This window comes from Serratia sp. PAMC26656, from assembly GCF_016469055.2.
GTDB classification, from domain to species: domain Bacteria; phylum Pseudomonadota; class Gammaproteobacteria; order Enterobacterales; family Enterobacteriaceae; genus Serratia; species Serratia plymuthica.
In genome coordinates this window covers 62,880-77,775 of sequence record NZ_CP150486.1, presented here as the reverse complement: position 1 = coordinate 77,775, position 14,896 = coordinate 62,880, and the positions used below count along the sequence as shown (strand labels likewise).

Sequence of the window (14,896 nt, the reverse complement as noted above, 5' to 3'; positions counted from 1 at the left end):
CGGTAATATTGCCCCACCCTGTACAGGAGCCGGAGATAATAAGGTCCGCAAGGTAATCATAAATTGCGAGCCAGATTCCAATCCCTACAACAAATTCCTGTAAATCTATCCAGCCTGTTTCCTGCGCGTTATCGCCGGGATAGAGTCTTCTTGCTGCGGCAAAATCCGTAGCCGGGATTGGAACCCCCGATTATCTCAGAACTGAAAAACCTTGTGTTTTTTCAGCGCCTACGTGCACACTCTCTTTGGTGGCTCAGGCAGGGCAACCGCAAGGTTGACCGGTTTTTCTGAGAGCCGGGGTTCCAAACCTGTCTGGGCCACCACCCGAGATTGGAACCTCGCGTGATGGTAGCAATCACTACTATCTCGGAAAAACACTATGAACACGACATTTGAAAACACCGCATCCTCTATCTCCATCTTCCGCAACCTCATTGCCGACCTGCAATTTTGCAAACTCAGCGATATCCAATTGTGCGATCTCAGCGCCGTGGCTCAGGAATCCGCAGAAGGGTTATGTTATGGCTTATTGTATCTGGCGGAATCGCTGGAAAACGGGGAACAGAACTCAACGAGCAGCAGGGTGCAAATCAGCGCCTGGCTCAAAGCCTCCGCGCATGTGCTCCCAGCCTTGTTAGAACTCAGCGAACAGGCGAACAACCACCTGTTGCAGATGCATGAAGGCAATGTTTATCCGTCGTAGTTTGCCCGCTGCGTTATTGATTTGATGGCGAAACTTGCAAAAAAAGACACCGAACGCGGGTGTCTTAATTTTTATGCGGGCCAAATGCAGAGCACCCTGCCGTATCTAAACCCAATACTAAAAGTGCTAATATTTTATCGTTTTAAAGGCTTTATAGAAGCAATATTAGCACTCTCTATCCTAATGGCCCGCCGGCTCAAGCGCATCAACACTGACCGGCACCTTCATTTTGCTTTCGCAATGACGATGACCCAGCATCAGGATGGTGATGATGCCTCGACCGGCGTTTTCAAAGATATTGCTTATGGTCGTTCTAGCTTTGCCATATAGCCCGCAGAGAGTCGCCAGAGCTCCACATCAAAGCTCATTACTCGAATAAGGGTTATTTTCCGGAAAGATATCCGGAAATCGATTCGCTCGAAAAGGGTTTCGTTGAATTTAAGAAAGTGCGGAAAACAGTGATTTGGCGGAAGATCACAGGAGTCGAACCTGCCCAGGACCGCTGGCGGCCCCAACCGGATTTGAAGTCCGGCCGCCCCACCGGGGACGAGGATCTTCCTTCGGGAGTCAGAAGCAAGAGGCTGATTATAGCTCAGTTTATCCCTGGTGCTAAGAGGGAATAGCGGTGGCCCCCGGCAACGATACCGGAGGCCGGCGGGGTTAAGGCTTCAGCAGATCTTTCACGTCCAGCAGGATAAATTCGTTATCGTCCGCCACGTTCGGCTGGCGGCTGGAAGATAACGGGAAGTTATTGTCGTTGCCGACAATGATATGGCTGCCATCCACCACGTCGACGTTTTCAATGGTGAAGAACGGGAAGGTCAGTACGCCGTCGTTAAGCGGCTTGCGCGCCAGCTTGTTCGGGTCCTGAATGTTCAGCAGATCGATATACGCCAGTTTTTCCACCGGTTTGCCGACGTTGGCGTCTGAGAAGGCGATTTTATACACCCGTTTGAACTTCGCTACCTGGCTGAAGCAGTTGTCGGTTGGCGTACCCGCCGCGCAGGCTTTGTCCGGCGTGCCTTCGCCGTTGTCGCGCTCAATCACCAGGCCGTGCGTGGCGTCGATCATATTGAAATCGCCGATGGCGTTCTGGTTATCTTCCAGTACGTATTGCCAGCTGCGACCGGTCCATGCCTGCTGTTTCACGTCAAACTCCAGCACCCGCAGGTAGCGTTTGCCGTCGACGTTTTCAAACTTCTCGCCGTCCCACAGTGCGCCTTCGAGCAGCGGGTAGAGTTTGCTGCCGTCCGGCGACGCCGCCATGCCTTCAAAGCCCTTGGAACGCGCCACCTGGAAGTTCTGTTTGCCGTCCGGTGCGCCCGGCAGGGTCAGCGTCGGGTTGTCCGGCGATTTCACCACCTTGCCGTCCACCTTGGTGTCGAACACCGCCAGCACCTTACCGTCCAGATCGGCCTTGATCAGGTAAGGACCGAATTCGTCGCCGATCCACAGCGCATTGTCGGCGAACTGGAAGCTTTCCGGGTCGAAATCGCTGCCGGTCAGGTAACGTTTTTCGGTACTTTCATTGATGATATGGAAGGGCACCTTCTGATCCGGATCGTGCAGGAATACCGTCTTCAGCGGCGTGACCGTGCCGGTGCTGAAGTCGATTTTGTAGTGATTAAGATACAGCATGGCGTCCGGCGAGTTGGCCTTGCTGCCAAAGCCGTTGTCGGTAAGCACCCAGTAGGTGCCGTCGGGCATATGTTTGATGCCGGAATGGCCCTGCAAGGGTTGGCCGTTGATCGGCAGGCCGATGCCGGTCATACGATCGGCAGATTTGCCCGCCACGCTGCCCAATTCGGTGACACGTTGGCCGCTGGTGTATTTGCCGCTTTGCCGCAAATCGCTCGGCGCATCCTGTGGTGCGGAGATGCTGGATTTAACCGGCAGCAGCGCATGCCCGGCCAGTATCGCCTGCGCCGGCTGCGCGTCGGCCCACAGGTTGCCGCTTAATGCCATACATCCTGCCAACAGCGCCAAACGGGTTTTGGTGATGTGCATGTCATGGTTCCCTAATTGTTGTTATCGCCCCGAGGTAAAAGCAACGTCACTATAGGGAGCCGCAATGACAGAAATATTATTCGCGGAATGCCTGCCGGTAGCTGCGCGGATGAAAACGCCCGGTGATGGCGATCAACACCACCACCAGCAGCGCATGGATTTGCCAGTCCAGCGTAAAGCCGCCGCTGTAGTCGCGCAGCAGGCCGGAAAGATACGGCGTCACCCCTGCCAGCAGAAAACCGATGCCCTGCATAAACGCCACTAACCGCCCCGCCGCCGCCGGGTGCGGGATATGATCGAGCGCCAGCACCAGGCACAGCGGGAAGGCGCCGCCCAACCCCAGGCCAGCGATCAGTACCCACAGCCACGGCAGCGTCTGCGGCAGGTAAATCAGGCCGATAAAACCGATCAGTTGCAGCGCCAGCGCCAACCATAACAGCGGCCGACGATCCTGCGCCCGCGCCACCGCCGGCAGCAACAGCGCGCCAATCACCTGGCCGAAGGTCATCAGCGCCAGCAGCGTTCCGCTGGCCTGCGGCTGCCAGCCAAGCTGCATATAATACGGCGGCAGCCAGGCGATCAGGCTGGTATAACCGCCGTTGATCAAACCAAAATAAGTGCCCAGCAGCCAGGCGCGGCGGCTGAACAGCAGGCTCGGGCCGGCAGTAGCGCCGGATGGCGCAAGGCGAGCCAGCCCACGGCTGACCGGCCACCAGGCGATCAACGCCACCAGCGCCGGTGCAGCCCACCAGGCCAACGCGCTGTGCCAGTCATGCCCGGCGCTCATCAGCCACGGCGTTATTGCCGCCCCCAGCCCGCCGCCACCCATCAGCGCCGCCGACCACAGCCCGGCCACCAACGCCATCTGCTTGAGAAAGTGATGCTTGATAATGCCGGGCATCACCGCCTGGATCACCCCAATCCCCAGCCCGCCCAGCACCGCGCTCAGCATCAGTTGCGCGCTGCCCGGCGCCAGTTCGCGCCAGGCGGCGCCGAGGCCGATCGCCAGCAGGCTCAGCACCACGCTGGCCCGTTCGCTGAACAGGCGGTTGATCGCCCCACCCGCCAGCGCCATCAGCCCCATCATCAGCACCGGCAAGGTAGTCAGCAGCGCAGCGCCGCCAAAGCTCAGCCCGGTGGCCTGCCGCAGCGTCGGCAGCAGCGGGCCGACAGAGGTCAACAAGGGCCGCATATTCAGGCCAATCAGTACCAGTGCCCACAGCAGCGGATTAAACCAGCGGCGCGGGGTGGCGGGGGAAACGGAATGATTTAACACGGCATAATCCTGGTCTTGCGGGATGAAGAGTGCAACGTCACAGCCTGTGCGCCACAGCGTTGCGTTACTGTAGGCATCGCCGCTAGTATTGGGAAATTAAATAATAAAATAGCCGGCAGTGGGAAAATGAATCGTTACCCAATGTTCAATCCGCAGTTATTGCTCAGCTTTGTCGCGGTCTGCGACAGCGGCAGCTTCACCCGCGCCGCGGATCGGGTGTTCCTGTCGCAATCGACCGTCAGCCAGCAGGTAAGGCGGCTGGAGGAGATGCTCGGCAAGCCGCTGTTTGAACGTTCATCCCATCAGGTGTTGCTGACCGAAGAAGGCGTTAAGCTATTGAGCTATGCGCGGCGGATTATCGCGCTGAATGAAGAAGCGCACGACGCGCTGACCGGCATCTGGCGCGACGGGGTATTGCGGCTGGGGATGCCGGAGGATTTCGCGGCGCCGACCACCGAGCTGCTGGCGGAATTCAGCCGTGCGCACCCGCATCTGCGCCTCGACGTCGCCAGCGGCCTGAGCGCCGATCTGCACAGCGCCTACGCCCGCGAAGAGCTGGATCTGATCCTGGTCAAACAGCGCCGCAGCCAGCCGCCGCGCGCCGCCAGGCCGGAACCGCTGCTGTGGCTCGACAGCTTGGCCTTTCCGGCGATCGAACAATCCCCGGTGCCGTTGGCGGTGTTTCCGCTCAATGGCCTGTACCGTGAGGAGCTGTGTCAGGCGCTGGATAACCTCGGCAAGCGCTGGCGCATCGGTTACAGCAGCGCCAGCCTGGCGGCACTCACCGCCGCCTCCGCCGCCGGGTTGGGCGTCACCCTGTTGCCGGCTGGCTGCCGGTTACCGAGCCACCGGGTGCTGGGCATCGCCGAGGGGTTACCGCCGGTCGGCAGCTTCGAGCTGGCGCTTTACTACCGCGACAGCGCCCCCGCCGCCACCCCGGCGCTGGCCGAGCGGCTGAAGGCGTTCTGCGGGTTGGTGTGAGAATAACGATGTAGCCTGATTCGCTACGTTTGTAGCCATTATGGCTACACCCCTTAATACCCGGTTTCACCGTGGCGTTCGCGGTACTCTTTGGGCGTTGCGTCATAGCCTTTTTTGAACACCGAATAGAAATATTGCAACGACGGGTAGCCGCACATCTGCGAGATCTCGTTGATGGTCAGCGAGGTCGCCGTCAGCAGATTACGGGCGCGCTCCAGCTTTTCCTGATGGATCATATGGTGGATGGTTTCGCCGGTCTCATCCCGGAAGCGTTTTTCCAGGTTGGAACGCGACATGCCGACCGCATCCAGCACCTGCTCAACCTTGATGCCCTTGCAGGCGTGATGACGGATGTAATGCATGGCCTGAATCACCGCCGGATCGCGCAGCGAGCGGAAATCGGTGGAGCGGCGTTCAATCACCTTCACCGGCGGCACCAGGATACGTTGCAGCGGCAGTTCGCGGCGGTCCAGCAACTGATGCAGCAACTTGGCGGCGCGGTAACCCATCTGCCGGGTGCCCTGCGCCACCGACGACAGCGCCACCCGCGACAGGTAGCGCGTCAGCTCTTCGTTATCGATGCCGATCACGCAGAGTTTCTCCGGCACCGCGATATCCAGGTGCTCGCACACCTGCAGCAAATGGCGCGCCCGCGCGTCGGTCACGGCGATGATGCCGGTCTGCTGCGGCAGGGTCTGCACCCAATCCGCCAGCCGGTTCTGCGCGTACTGCCAGTTCTCCGGCGCGGTGGCCATGCCCTGATACACCACGCCCTGATATTGCTCCGCCGCCACCCGTTGACGGAAAGCCTGTTCGCGCTCCTGCGCCCAGCGTTTGCCGCCTTCCGCCGGCAGGCCATAAAAAGCAAAGCGATTGATCCCCTTCTCCTTCAGGTGCATAAACGCCGCCTCCACCAGCGCCTGATTATCGGTGGCGATATAGTGCACCGGCGGGTAGTCCTCCTCACGGTGATAGGAGCCGCCAACGCCGACGATCGGCACATTGACGTTATGCAGCAACCGCTCAATCTCGCGATCGTCGTAATCGGCGATCACCCCATCGCCCAACCAGTCCTTGATGTTGTCGATGCTGCAGCGAAAATCCTCTTCGATAAAGATGTCCCAGTCACACTGTGAAGCCTGTAAATACTCGCCGACGCCCTCGACCACCTGGCGGTCATACACTTTATTGGCGTTGAACAGTAACGTAATGCGAAAGCGCTTCGCGAACATGCGGCATCCCCGATATATAAACTGCTCTCTGGGATAGCACAGCTATCTTCGAGAGCAGAAAGCATTACCTCATAACTGTGAGCTCAAACGCGATTCTTATGCCCGGCGCTTGGTGGCGGAGTCCATCCACACCGCCAGCAGCAGGATCGCGCCCTTGACGATGTACTGCCAGAAGGTCGGCACGTCCAGCATGCTCATGCCGTTATCCAGCGACGCCATGATAAACGCCCCCATCACCGCGCCGGCTACACTGCCGATGCCGCCGGCCAGGCTGGTGCCGCCAATCACGCAGGCGGCAATGGCATCCAGCTCGGCGATATTGCCCGCCGACGGCGAGCCGGCACCCAGCCGCGAACTGAGGATCAGCCCGGCAATCGCCACCATCAGGCCATTGATGGCGAACACCGCCAGCTTGGTGCGTTCGACGTTGACCCCCGACAGGCGCGCGGCGTCGATATTGCCGCCGATGGCATAAATCCGGCGGCCAAAAGCGGTGCGGGTAGCCATAAATATCCCCGCCAGCATCAGCGCGGTGAGGATCAGTACCGGCGTAGGTACGCCGCGGTAATCATTGAGCAGATAAATGGCCCCCAGCACCACCACCGCCAGGAGGCTTTGCCGGGTCACGTCGCCGGTCGCGGCGGCCACCGGCAACCCAAGCTGCGCACGTCGGCTGCGTCGCCGCCATTGCCAGGCAACGAACAGCATCAACCCGACGGCGCCGATGCCAAAACCCACACCGCTCGGCAGATAGCTCTGGCCGATCTGCGACATGGCGCCGCTGGTCGGCGCTACCGTAGTGCCGTTGGTGATGCCGATCAGAATGCCGCGAAAGGCCAGCATGCCCGCCAGCGTGACGATAAACGACGGCACCTTGCGGTACGCCACCCACCAGCCGTTCCAGGCGCCCAGCAGCAGGCCGGCCAGCAGCGTAACCACGATGGTCAGCGGCAGGGGCCAGCCGAGCCAGACGTCAAAAATCGCCGCCGCCCCGCCCAATAACCCCATCATCGAACCGACCGACAAGTCGATCTCCGCCGAAATAATCACGAACACCATGCCCACCGCCAAAATGCCGGTAATCGCCGTCTGGCGCAGCAGGTTGGAGACATTGCGCGCGCTGAGATAGGCGCCCTCGGTGGTAAAGGTAAAGAACAGCATAATGACGGCGATCGCCGCCAGCATTACCAACACCTGAAAATTGATGGATTTCAGCTTCATAATGGGCTTTTTCTCTGCAATTTCCTGCGTTATCGCGTCAGACTGCGTGCTTTTCGACATCGGTTTCACTCCTCAATGCGGCTTCCATCACCTGTTCCTGGGTCAAACCCCGGTTCTCCAGCGACGCCTTGATACGCCCCTGATGCATAACCAACACGCGGTCACTGAGGCCCAGCACTTCCGGCAGTTCCGAAGACACCACGATCACCGCGATACCCTGCTGTACCAGCTGATTGATTAATTTATAGATTTCCTGTTTTGCGCCGATATCGATGCCGCGGGTCGGCTCATCCAGAATGAGGATTTTCGGCTTCAGCAGCAGGCACTTGGCCAAAATCGCCTTCTGCTGGTTGCCGCCGCTCAGCCTGGCGATCGCCAGCTCGGGCGACGACGTTTTCACCTTCAGTTGCGCCAGCGACTGGCGAATGGTCGCCTGCTCCTGCGCATCGTCGATCACCGTCAATACGCCACTGAAATCGCTCAGCGCCGCCAGCGTCATATTCGCCCCGACGCCCATCACCGGCACAATGCCGTCGCGCTTGCGGTCTTCCGGCACCATGGCGATGCCGTGGCGCATCGCCTGTCGGCAATTATCGATAACGGCCGGCTGGCCGTTAATGCGGATGCTGCCCTGCCAGCGGCCGGCATAAACGCCGAACAGGCACTGCATGGTCTCGGTACGGCCGGAGCCGACCAACCCGGCGACGCCAAGAATTTCGCCGCGCCGCAGGCTGAACGACACCTCATCCACCCGGCGGACGTGGCGGTTCACCGGGTGCCAGGCGGTCAGGTTATCCACCTGCAAAATCACGTCGCCGATCGCATGCTGCTGTTGCGGGTACAGCTCGGTCAGTTCGCGCCCCACCATCATGGCGATAATGTCTTTTTCGCTCATCTCCGCCGCCGGCCGCGTGCCGATATGCTTGCCGTCGCGGATCACGCAGATCAGATCCGAGATCGCTTTCACCTCGTTCAGCTTGTGCGAAATGTAAATGCAGGCGATGCCGTGATCGCGCAGATCCTGAATGATCGCCAACAGCGTGGCGGTTTCGCTTTCGGTCAGCGACGCCGTCGGTTCATCCAGCACCAGCAGCCGTACCTGCTTGTTGAGTGCCTTGGCGATCTCCACCAGTTGCTGCTGCCCCAGCCCCAACTCGCCGACGCGGGTATTGGGATCCACCTCCAGCTTGACCTGCGCCAGCATGCGCCGGCAGCGCAAGTACATAGCGTCGTAATCCATCACCCCACGGCGACACTGTTCGTTGCCGAGAAACATGTTTTCCAGCACCGTCATCTGCTTCACCAACGCCAATTCCTGATGGATGATGGCAATGCCTTTTTTCTCGGTTTCGCGGATATTTTTTGCCGCTAACACCTCGTCGGAAAAATAAATATCACCCTGATAACTGCCGTGCGGATATATTCCGCACAGCACTTTCATCAGCGTGGATTTTCCCGACCCGTTTTCACCGCACAGCGATAATACCTGGCCGGCCTCCAGTTGCAGGCTGACATTATCCACCGCCTTGACTGCGCCGAATTGCATGGTGATATTTTTCATTTCCAATAGGCAGGGCATTATTCCCTCCACGTCACCGGATATCGGTATTAATTAAGGTCGGTTTTTTTATGGAAACCGTCGGCAATAATAGTGCTGTCGATATTCGATTTATCTACCGGGATCGGCGTCAATAACCAGGCCGGCACCGGTTTGACGCCGTTATTCAAGGTCGCGTTGGATTTGGGTTTTTCGCCTTTGCCCAGTTGCACGGCAATGCTCGCCGCCTCATCGGCCAGCTTGCTGATCGGCTTATAAACCGTCATGGTCTGGGTGCCGGCCATGATGCGCTTCACCGCCGCCAGATCGGCGTCCTGGCCGGTGATGGCCACCTTGCCCGCCAACCCCTGCGCAGCCAACGCCTGGATCGCCCCGCCGGCGGTCGCGTCGTTGGAGGCCACCACCGCGTCGATATGATTGCTGTTAGCGGTCAGCGCATTTTCCATGATTTTCAATGCGTTTTCCGGCAGCCAGCCATCAACCCACTGATCGCCCACCACCTTGATTTTCCCGCTGTCGATCAAGGGTTGCAGCACCTTCATCTGGCCCTGACGGAACAGTTTGGCGTTGTTATCCACCGGTGAACCGCCCATCAGGAAATAATTCCCCTGCGGCACCCGCTGCACCAGGCTTTGCGCCTGCAGTTCACCGACCTTTTCGTTATCGAAGGAGATATAGAAATCGATATCGGCGTTATTGATCATGCGATCGTAGGCCAATACCTTAATGCCCTCCCGCTTGGCCTCGCTGATGACGTTGCTCAGCACCTGGCCGTTATAGGGAATGATCACCAGCACGTCGACGCCGCGGTTGATCATGTTTTCTATCTGCGCCATCTGGGTTTCTTCATTGCCGTTGGCCGATTGCACGAAAACATCCGCCCCCAATGTTTTGGCCTTGCTGACGAAAATATCGCGGTCTTTTTGCCAGCGCTCCAGGCGCAGATCGTCGATCGCCATGCCGATTTTGATTTCTTTGCTCATGGCCGGTTGGCTGGCCAGCGCCAGCAGCGCGCAGACCGAAAGGAACAGGGGTTTTAATTTCATCTTATATACCTTTGTTATTTAATGTGTAAGGGTAATAATTGAAACGGGCCGGTGAATCAGCTTAGAGCGGATTGTTGTCGGTTATTTACTCTTCGGCAATTACAGATTTTTACCGGCGAATTATGTTTTTTGGTTTAATGTTGTTTTTATGATGGCGGTCATGCTTTCACCCTGAAAAAAACCTTCGTGCGCCATAAAATTCAAATGAAACGCGCTTAAACGCCTATTATGAGATCTACCGCACATTTAATAATTCTGTGAATTTAAGAGTGAAATAACGTAATTGAGCCACAGGGTTCTAACTCCGAAGATAAATGCATCCCGTAAATCGGGCATCGCTACCCAGGAGTCGAAAATGCAATCCTATTTTGATCAGCTTGAGCAAGTTCGCTATGAAGGCCCCGACAGCAATAACCCGCTGGCTTTCCGCCACTATAATCCCGATGAGTTGGTGCTCGGCAAACGCATGGCCGACCACCTGCGCTTCGCCGCCTGTTACTGGCACACCTTCTGCTGGAACGGCGCGGACATGTTCGGCGTCGGAGCCTTTGATCGGCCCTGGCAGCAACCGGGCGATGCGCTGGCGTTGGCAAAACGCAAGGCCGACGTGGCGTTCGAATTCTTCCACAAGCTGAACGTGCCTTACTATTGCTTCCACGACGTCGACGTTTCGCCGGAAGGCGCTTCGTTGAAAGAGTATCTGAATAACTTTGCGGTGATGACCGACGTGCTGGCGGAAAAGCAGCAAAGTAGCGGCGTGAAGCTGTTGTGGGGCACCGCCAACTGCTTTACCCATCCGCGCTACGGCGCAGGCGCGGCCACCAACCCGGATCCGGAAGTGTTCAGTTGGGCGGCAACGCAGGTATTCACCGCCATGAACGCCACCCATCAACTGGGCGGCGAGAACTACGTGCTGTGGGGCGGGCGCGAAGGTTACGAAACCCTGCTGAATACCGATCTGCGCCAGGAGCGCGAGCAGATTGGCCGCTTTATGCAAATGGTGGTGGAGCACAAACACAAAACCGGCTTCCAGGGCACGCTGCTGATCGAACCCAAACCGCAGGAACCCACCAAGCACCAGTACGACTACGACGTCGCCACGGTGTACGGCTTCCTGAAGCAGTTCGGGCTGGAGAAGGAGATCAAGGTCAATATCGAGGCCAACCACGCCACCCTGGCCGGGCACTCCTTCCATCATGAGATCGCCACCGCCATCGCGCTCGGCATCTTCGGCTCGGTCGACGCCAACCGCGGCGATCCGCAGCTGGGCTGGGATACCGACCAGTTCCCCAACAGCGTGGAGGAAAATGCCCTGGTGATGTTCGAAATCCTCAAGGCCGGCGGTTTCACCACCGGTGGCCTGAACTTCGACGCCAAGGTCCGCCGCCAAAGCACCGACAAATACGATCTGTTCTACGGCCATATCGGTGCGATGGACACGATGGCGCTGGCGCTGAAAGTGGCGGTCAGGATGACCGCCGACGGCCAACTTCCTCAGCAGGTCGCCCGACGTTACGCCGGCTGGAACGGTGAGCTGGGCCAGCAAATTTTGCAGGGCAAACTGTCGCTGGAAGCCTTGGCGCAGTACGCTGAACAACATGCACTGGCGCCGCAGCACGCCAGCGGCCGTCAGGAGCACCTCGAGAACCTGATGAACCGCTACCTGTTCGGTTAACTATGCCCAAAATAATTCGAGTTGCATCATGGCGGCAACTAAGCGCATCCCCGGGAACGTACAGCCAGTACGTGACAGGGGTGGGCGCAGGCAGCCAACACAGATGCAGCTTGAAGAATGAAGGGCATACCCGCGCGGCGCACCGTCCACCGCGCCTTAAAGGATCTCAATCATGTACATCGGCATCGATCTCGGCACCTCCGGCGTAAAAATCATTTTGCTCGGTGAGCAGGGCCAACTGCTCGCCAGCCAGAGTGAAGCGCTGCCCATCTCCCGCCCTAATCCCCTGTGGTCAGAACAGGCGCCGCAGGACTGGTGGCACGCCACCGATCGCGCCATGCTGGCGCTGGGCCAGCAGCACAGTCTGCAACAGGTGAAGGCCATTGGCCTCAGCGGCCAGATGCACGGCGCCACGCTGCTGGATGACCGTCAACGGGTGCTGCGCCCGGCCATTCTGTGGAACGACGGCAGAAGCGCCGCGCAGTGCCAGGCGCTGGAGCGGGCGGTGCCGCAATCGCGGCAGATTACCGGCAACCTGATGATGCCCGGCTTCACCGCACCTAAGCTGCTGTGGGTGCAACAGCACGAACCGCACCTGTTCAGCCAGATCGATAATGTGCTGTTACCCAAAGATTATCTGCGCTGGTGCATGACCGGTGAATTCGCAAGCGATATGTCGGACGCCGCAGGCACCGGGTGGCTGAACGTAGCGCAGCGCGACTGGAGCGACGAGATGCTGGCCGCCTGCGGCCTGTCGCGCCGCCACATGCCACAGCTGTTCGAAGGCAATCAAATCACCGGCCAGACCCACATCGAGCTGGCACGGCGCTGGGGAATGCCACCGGTGCCGGTGGTGGCCGGCGGCGGCGACAATGCCGCCGGGGCGATCGGCGTTGGGCTGTATCAGGCCGGGCAAGCCATGCTGTCGCTCGGCACCTCGGGCGTGTACTTTGCGGTCAGCGACGGCTTTCTCAGCAACCCGGCCAGCGCGGTGCACAGCTTCTGCCATGCGCTGCCCGACACCTGGCACCTGATGTCGGTGACGCTCAGCGCCGCCTCCTGCCTGGACTGGGTCTGCAAACTGACCAATGTCGACAGCGTCGCCACCCTGCTGCGCAACGTCGAACAAGCCCCTCCGGCGGAAGCCCCGCTGTGGTTTTTGCCTTACCTTTCCGGCGAACGCACGCCGCATAACAATCCCAACGCCAAAGGGGCGTTCTGGGGGCTCACCCACCAGCACGGGCCAAACGATCTGGCGCGCGCGGTGCTGGAAGGCGTCGGTTTTGCCCTGGCGGACGGCATGGACGTGCTGCACGCCAGCGGCCTGCAACCTTCGAGCATCACCTTGATCGGCGGTGGCGCACGCAGCCCGTTCTGGCGGCAGATGCTGGCGGATATCAGCGGCCAACGGCTGGAATACCGCACCGGCGGCGACGTCGGTCCGGCACTGGGGGCCGCGCGTCTGGCGCAGATCGCCCTGAATCCGCAGCGCCCGCTGAGCGACCTGCTGCCCGAATTGCCGCTGGAACAGCTGCACGAACCGGATGCCGAGCGCCATCGACACTACGCCGCGCGGCGCAGCACGTTCCGCGAGCTGTATACCTGTTTGTTGCCGCTGATGTGAGGCCCTGGGGGCAGTAACCCTGCCCCTCATTATTACCAAATCGAATAGTCGCCAGTGGCAAATGTCGCTGCCAACCTGCGGGTTCCTCTCCTAAATTGGTGGATGTTTTTTGACGCACCTCACCTCTGGATTAAGGAACTGAACGTGGAAAAAACCCAACAACAAAGCCGCAGAGCTTTCCTCAGCCAAACCGGCAAGCTAACCACCGCCTGCGCGGTGATCGGGCTGACCGGCGGCGTGGCGCAGGCCGCACCACAGGCTGGTGGCCACTGTGCGCCGGAGGCGAAACCCATGACCCTGACCGACAATCACTACGTGCTGAGCGACGTACGGCTGGAGGAGGGTTTCGAATACGATGGCGATACGGTGATCGGCACCCGCACCGCGCTCTACCAGTTGGAAATCAAAGACGGCAACATTGCCGCCATCCACGCAGCGGATGTGGCGCCGATCGCGGGCGTGCCGCGCTATCAGGCACAGGGTCAGTTGCTGCTGCCGGCGTTCCGCGACATGCATATCCATCTGGACAAAACCTTCTACAGCGGCCCGTGGCAGGCACCGCGCCCACGCCAGGGCAAAACCATCATGGACATGATCGCGCTGGAACAGACGCTGATCCCCAAACTGCTGCCGACCTCGCAGCAGCGCGCGGAAAACCTGATCGCCCTGTTGCAATCCAAAGGCAGCACCGTAGCGCGCAGCCACTGCAATATCGATCCGGTCAGCGGGTTGAAAAGCCTGGAGCACCTGCAACGTGCGCTGGAAAATCACCGGGCGGATTTCAGCTGCGAAATCGTCGCCTTCCCGCAGCACGGCCTGTTGCATTCTAAAGTCGACGGCTTGATGCGCGAGGCCATGCAGATGGGCGTGCAATACGTCGGCGGGCTGGACCCGACCAACGTCGACGGTGCGATGGAGAAATCGCTGGACGCGATGTTCCAGATTGCGCTCGACACCGGCAAAGGCATCGACATCCACCTGCATGAAACCAGCCCCGCCGGGGTAGCGGCGATTAACTACATGATCGCCACCGTAGAAAAAAACCCTAGGCTACGCGGTAAGGTCACCATCAGCCACGCGTTCGCCCTGACCACGCTGAACCCGAATGAGCTGGCAGAAACCGCCACCCGCCTGGCGGCGCAGCAAATCACCCTCGCCTCCACGGTGCCGATCGGCGGGCTGATGATGCCGCTGCCGCAGCTCAGTGAAAAAGGGGTATTTGTGATGACCGGAACCGACAGCGTGATCGACCATTGGTCACCGTTCGGTACCGGCGACATTCTGGAAAAAGCCAATCTCTACGCCCAGCTGTATCGCGGTTCGGATGAGTTCCATCTGTCGCGCGCCCTGGCCATTTCCACCGGCGGCGTGCTGCCGCTGAACGACAAAGGCCAACGCGCATGGCCCAAAGCCGGCGACAGCGCGGAATTCGTGTTGATCAACGCCAGTTGCTCCGCCGAGGCGGTGGCCCGCTTGCCCGCTCGCCGCGCCACCTTCCATCGGGGCCGTCTGGTCGCCGGCCAGGTCAGCAAAGCCTGATGCTGGTCCGCTGATGCCATCATGATGGCCGTTT

The 14,896-nt window shown here is 59.5% G+C and carries 12 protein-coding genes and 1 tRNA gene; 6 read left to right on the top strand and 7 right to left on the bottom strand.

The window, feature by feature from the left end; genetic code table 11:
• The first annotated feature begins 379 nt into the window (after positions 1–379).
• On the top strand, positions 380–703 hold the full coding sequence (locus JEM67_RS00895) for a hypothetical protein (protein WP_199636410.1): 324 nt from the start codon (positions 380–382) through the stop codon (positions 701–703).
• A 24-nt stretch (positions 704–727) separates the two neighbouring features.
• Positions 728–1,033: a hypothetical protein gene (locus tag JEM67_RS00890; RefSeq protein ID WP_199636409.1), complete on the top strand. Its 306-nt coding sequence runs from the start codon at positions 728–730 to the stop codon at positions 1,031–1,033.
• Positions 1,034–1,167: 134 nt separating this feature from the next.
• On the opposite strand, the gene JEM67_RS00885 is transcribed toward JEM67_RS00890, so the two are convergent.
• The 3 genes from JEM67_RS00885 to JEM67_RS00875 all read right to left on the bottom strand — a co-directional run bounded on the left by JEM67_RS00885 (position 1,168) and on the right by JEM67_RS00875 (position 3,986).
• A tRNA-Sec gene (locus JEM67_RS00885) sits at positions 1,168–1,262 on the bottom strand.
• Between the two features lie 101 nt (positions 1,263–1,363).
• The gene (locus tag JEM67_RS00880; RefSeq protein ID WP_199636408.1) at positions 1,364–2,710 is read right to left on the bottom strand and encodes an esterase-like activity of phytase family protein; all 1,347 of its coding nucleotides are present in this window, start codon (positions 2,708–2,710) and stop codon (positions 1,364–1,366) included.
• Between the two features lie 76 nt (positions 2,711–2,786).
• Positions 2,787–3,986, bottom strand: a complete 1,200-nt coding sequence (locus JEM67_RS00875; protein WP_199636407.1) for a cyanate transporter — start codon at positions 3,984–3,986, stop codon at positions 2,787–2,789.
• Positions 3,987–4,112: 126 nt separating this feature from the next.
• Here JEM67_RS00875 and JEM67_RS00870 point away from each other — a divergent pair, with 126 nt between their 5' ends.
• The gene (locus tag JEM67_RS00870; protein ID WP_013810982.1) at positions 4,113–4,967 is read left to right on the top strand and encodes a LysR family transcriptional regulator; all 855 of its coding nucleotides are present in this window, start codon (positions 4,113–4,115) and stop codon (positions 4,965–4,967) included.
• A 53-nt stretch (positions 4,968–5,020) separates the two neighbouring features.
• Here the strand turns inward: JEM67_RS00870 and xylR are convergent, their stop codons facing one another.
• The 4 genes from xylR to xylF all read right to left on the bottom strand — a co-directional run bounded on the left by xylR (position 5,021) and on the right by xylF (position 10,024).
• Positions 5,021–6,199: a D-xylose utilization transcriptional activator XylR gene (xylR, locus tag JEM67_RS00865; protein WP_199636406.1), complete on the bottom strand. Its 1,179-nt coding sequence runs from the start codon at positions 6,197–6,199 to the stop codon at positions 5,021–5,023.
• 96 nt (positions 6,200–6,295) lie between these two features.
• The gene (xylH, locus tag JEM67_RS00860; protein ID WP_199636405.1) at positions 6,296–7,480 is read right to left on the bottom strand and encodes a xylose ABC transporter permease XylH; all 1,185 of its coding nucleotides are present in this window, start codon (positions 7,478–7,480) and stop codon (positions 6,296–6,298) included.
• Positions 7,458–8,999, bottom strand: a complete 1,542-nt coding sequence (locus JEM67_RS00855; RefSeq protein ID WP_199636404.1) for a xylose ABC transporter ATP-binding protein — start codon at positions 8,997–8,999, stop codon at positions 7,458–7,460. Before JEM67_RS00855 ends, xylH begins: the two co-directional genes overlap by 23 nt.
• Positions 9,000–9,028: 29 nt before the next feature.
• Positions 9,029–10,024: a D-xylose ABC transporter substrate-binding protein gene (gene xylF / locus JEM67_RS00850; protein WP_199636403.1), complete on the bottom strand. Its 996-nt coding sequence runs from the start codon at positions 10,022–10,024 to the stop codon at positions 9,029–9,031.
• Between the two features lie 355 nt (positions 10,025–10,379).
• On the opposite strand from xylF, the gene xylA reads away from it, so the two are divergent.
• The 3 genes from xylA (at position 10,380) to JEM67_RS00835 (ending at position 14,862) form a co-directional block, all read left to right on the top strand.
• Positions 10,380–11,699 (top strand): xylose isomerase, encoded by a 1,320-nt coding sequence (gene xylA, locus JEM67_RS00845; protein WP_199636402.1) that lies wholly within the window; start codon positions 10,380–10,382, stop codon positions 11,697–11,699.
• Between the two features lie 172 nt (positions 11,700–11,871).
• Entirely contained in the window at positions 11,872–13,323 is a 1,452-nt protein-coding gene (xylB, locus tag JEM67_RS00840; RefSeq protein WP_199636401.1) for a xylulokinase, read from the top strand.
• Positions 13,324–13,467: 144 nt separating this feature from the next.
• Positions 13,468–14,862, top strand: a complete 1,395-nt coding sequence (locus tag JEM67_RS00835) for an amidohydrolase family protein (RefSeq protein ID WP_199636400.1) — start codon at positions 13,468–13,470, stop codon at positions 14,860–14,862.
• Positions 14,863–14,896 lie beyond the last annotated feature (34 nt).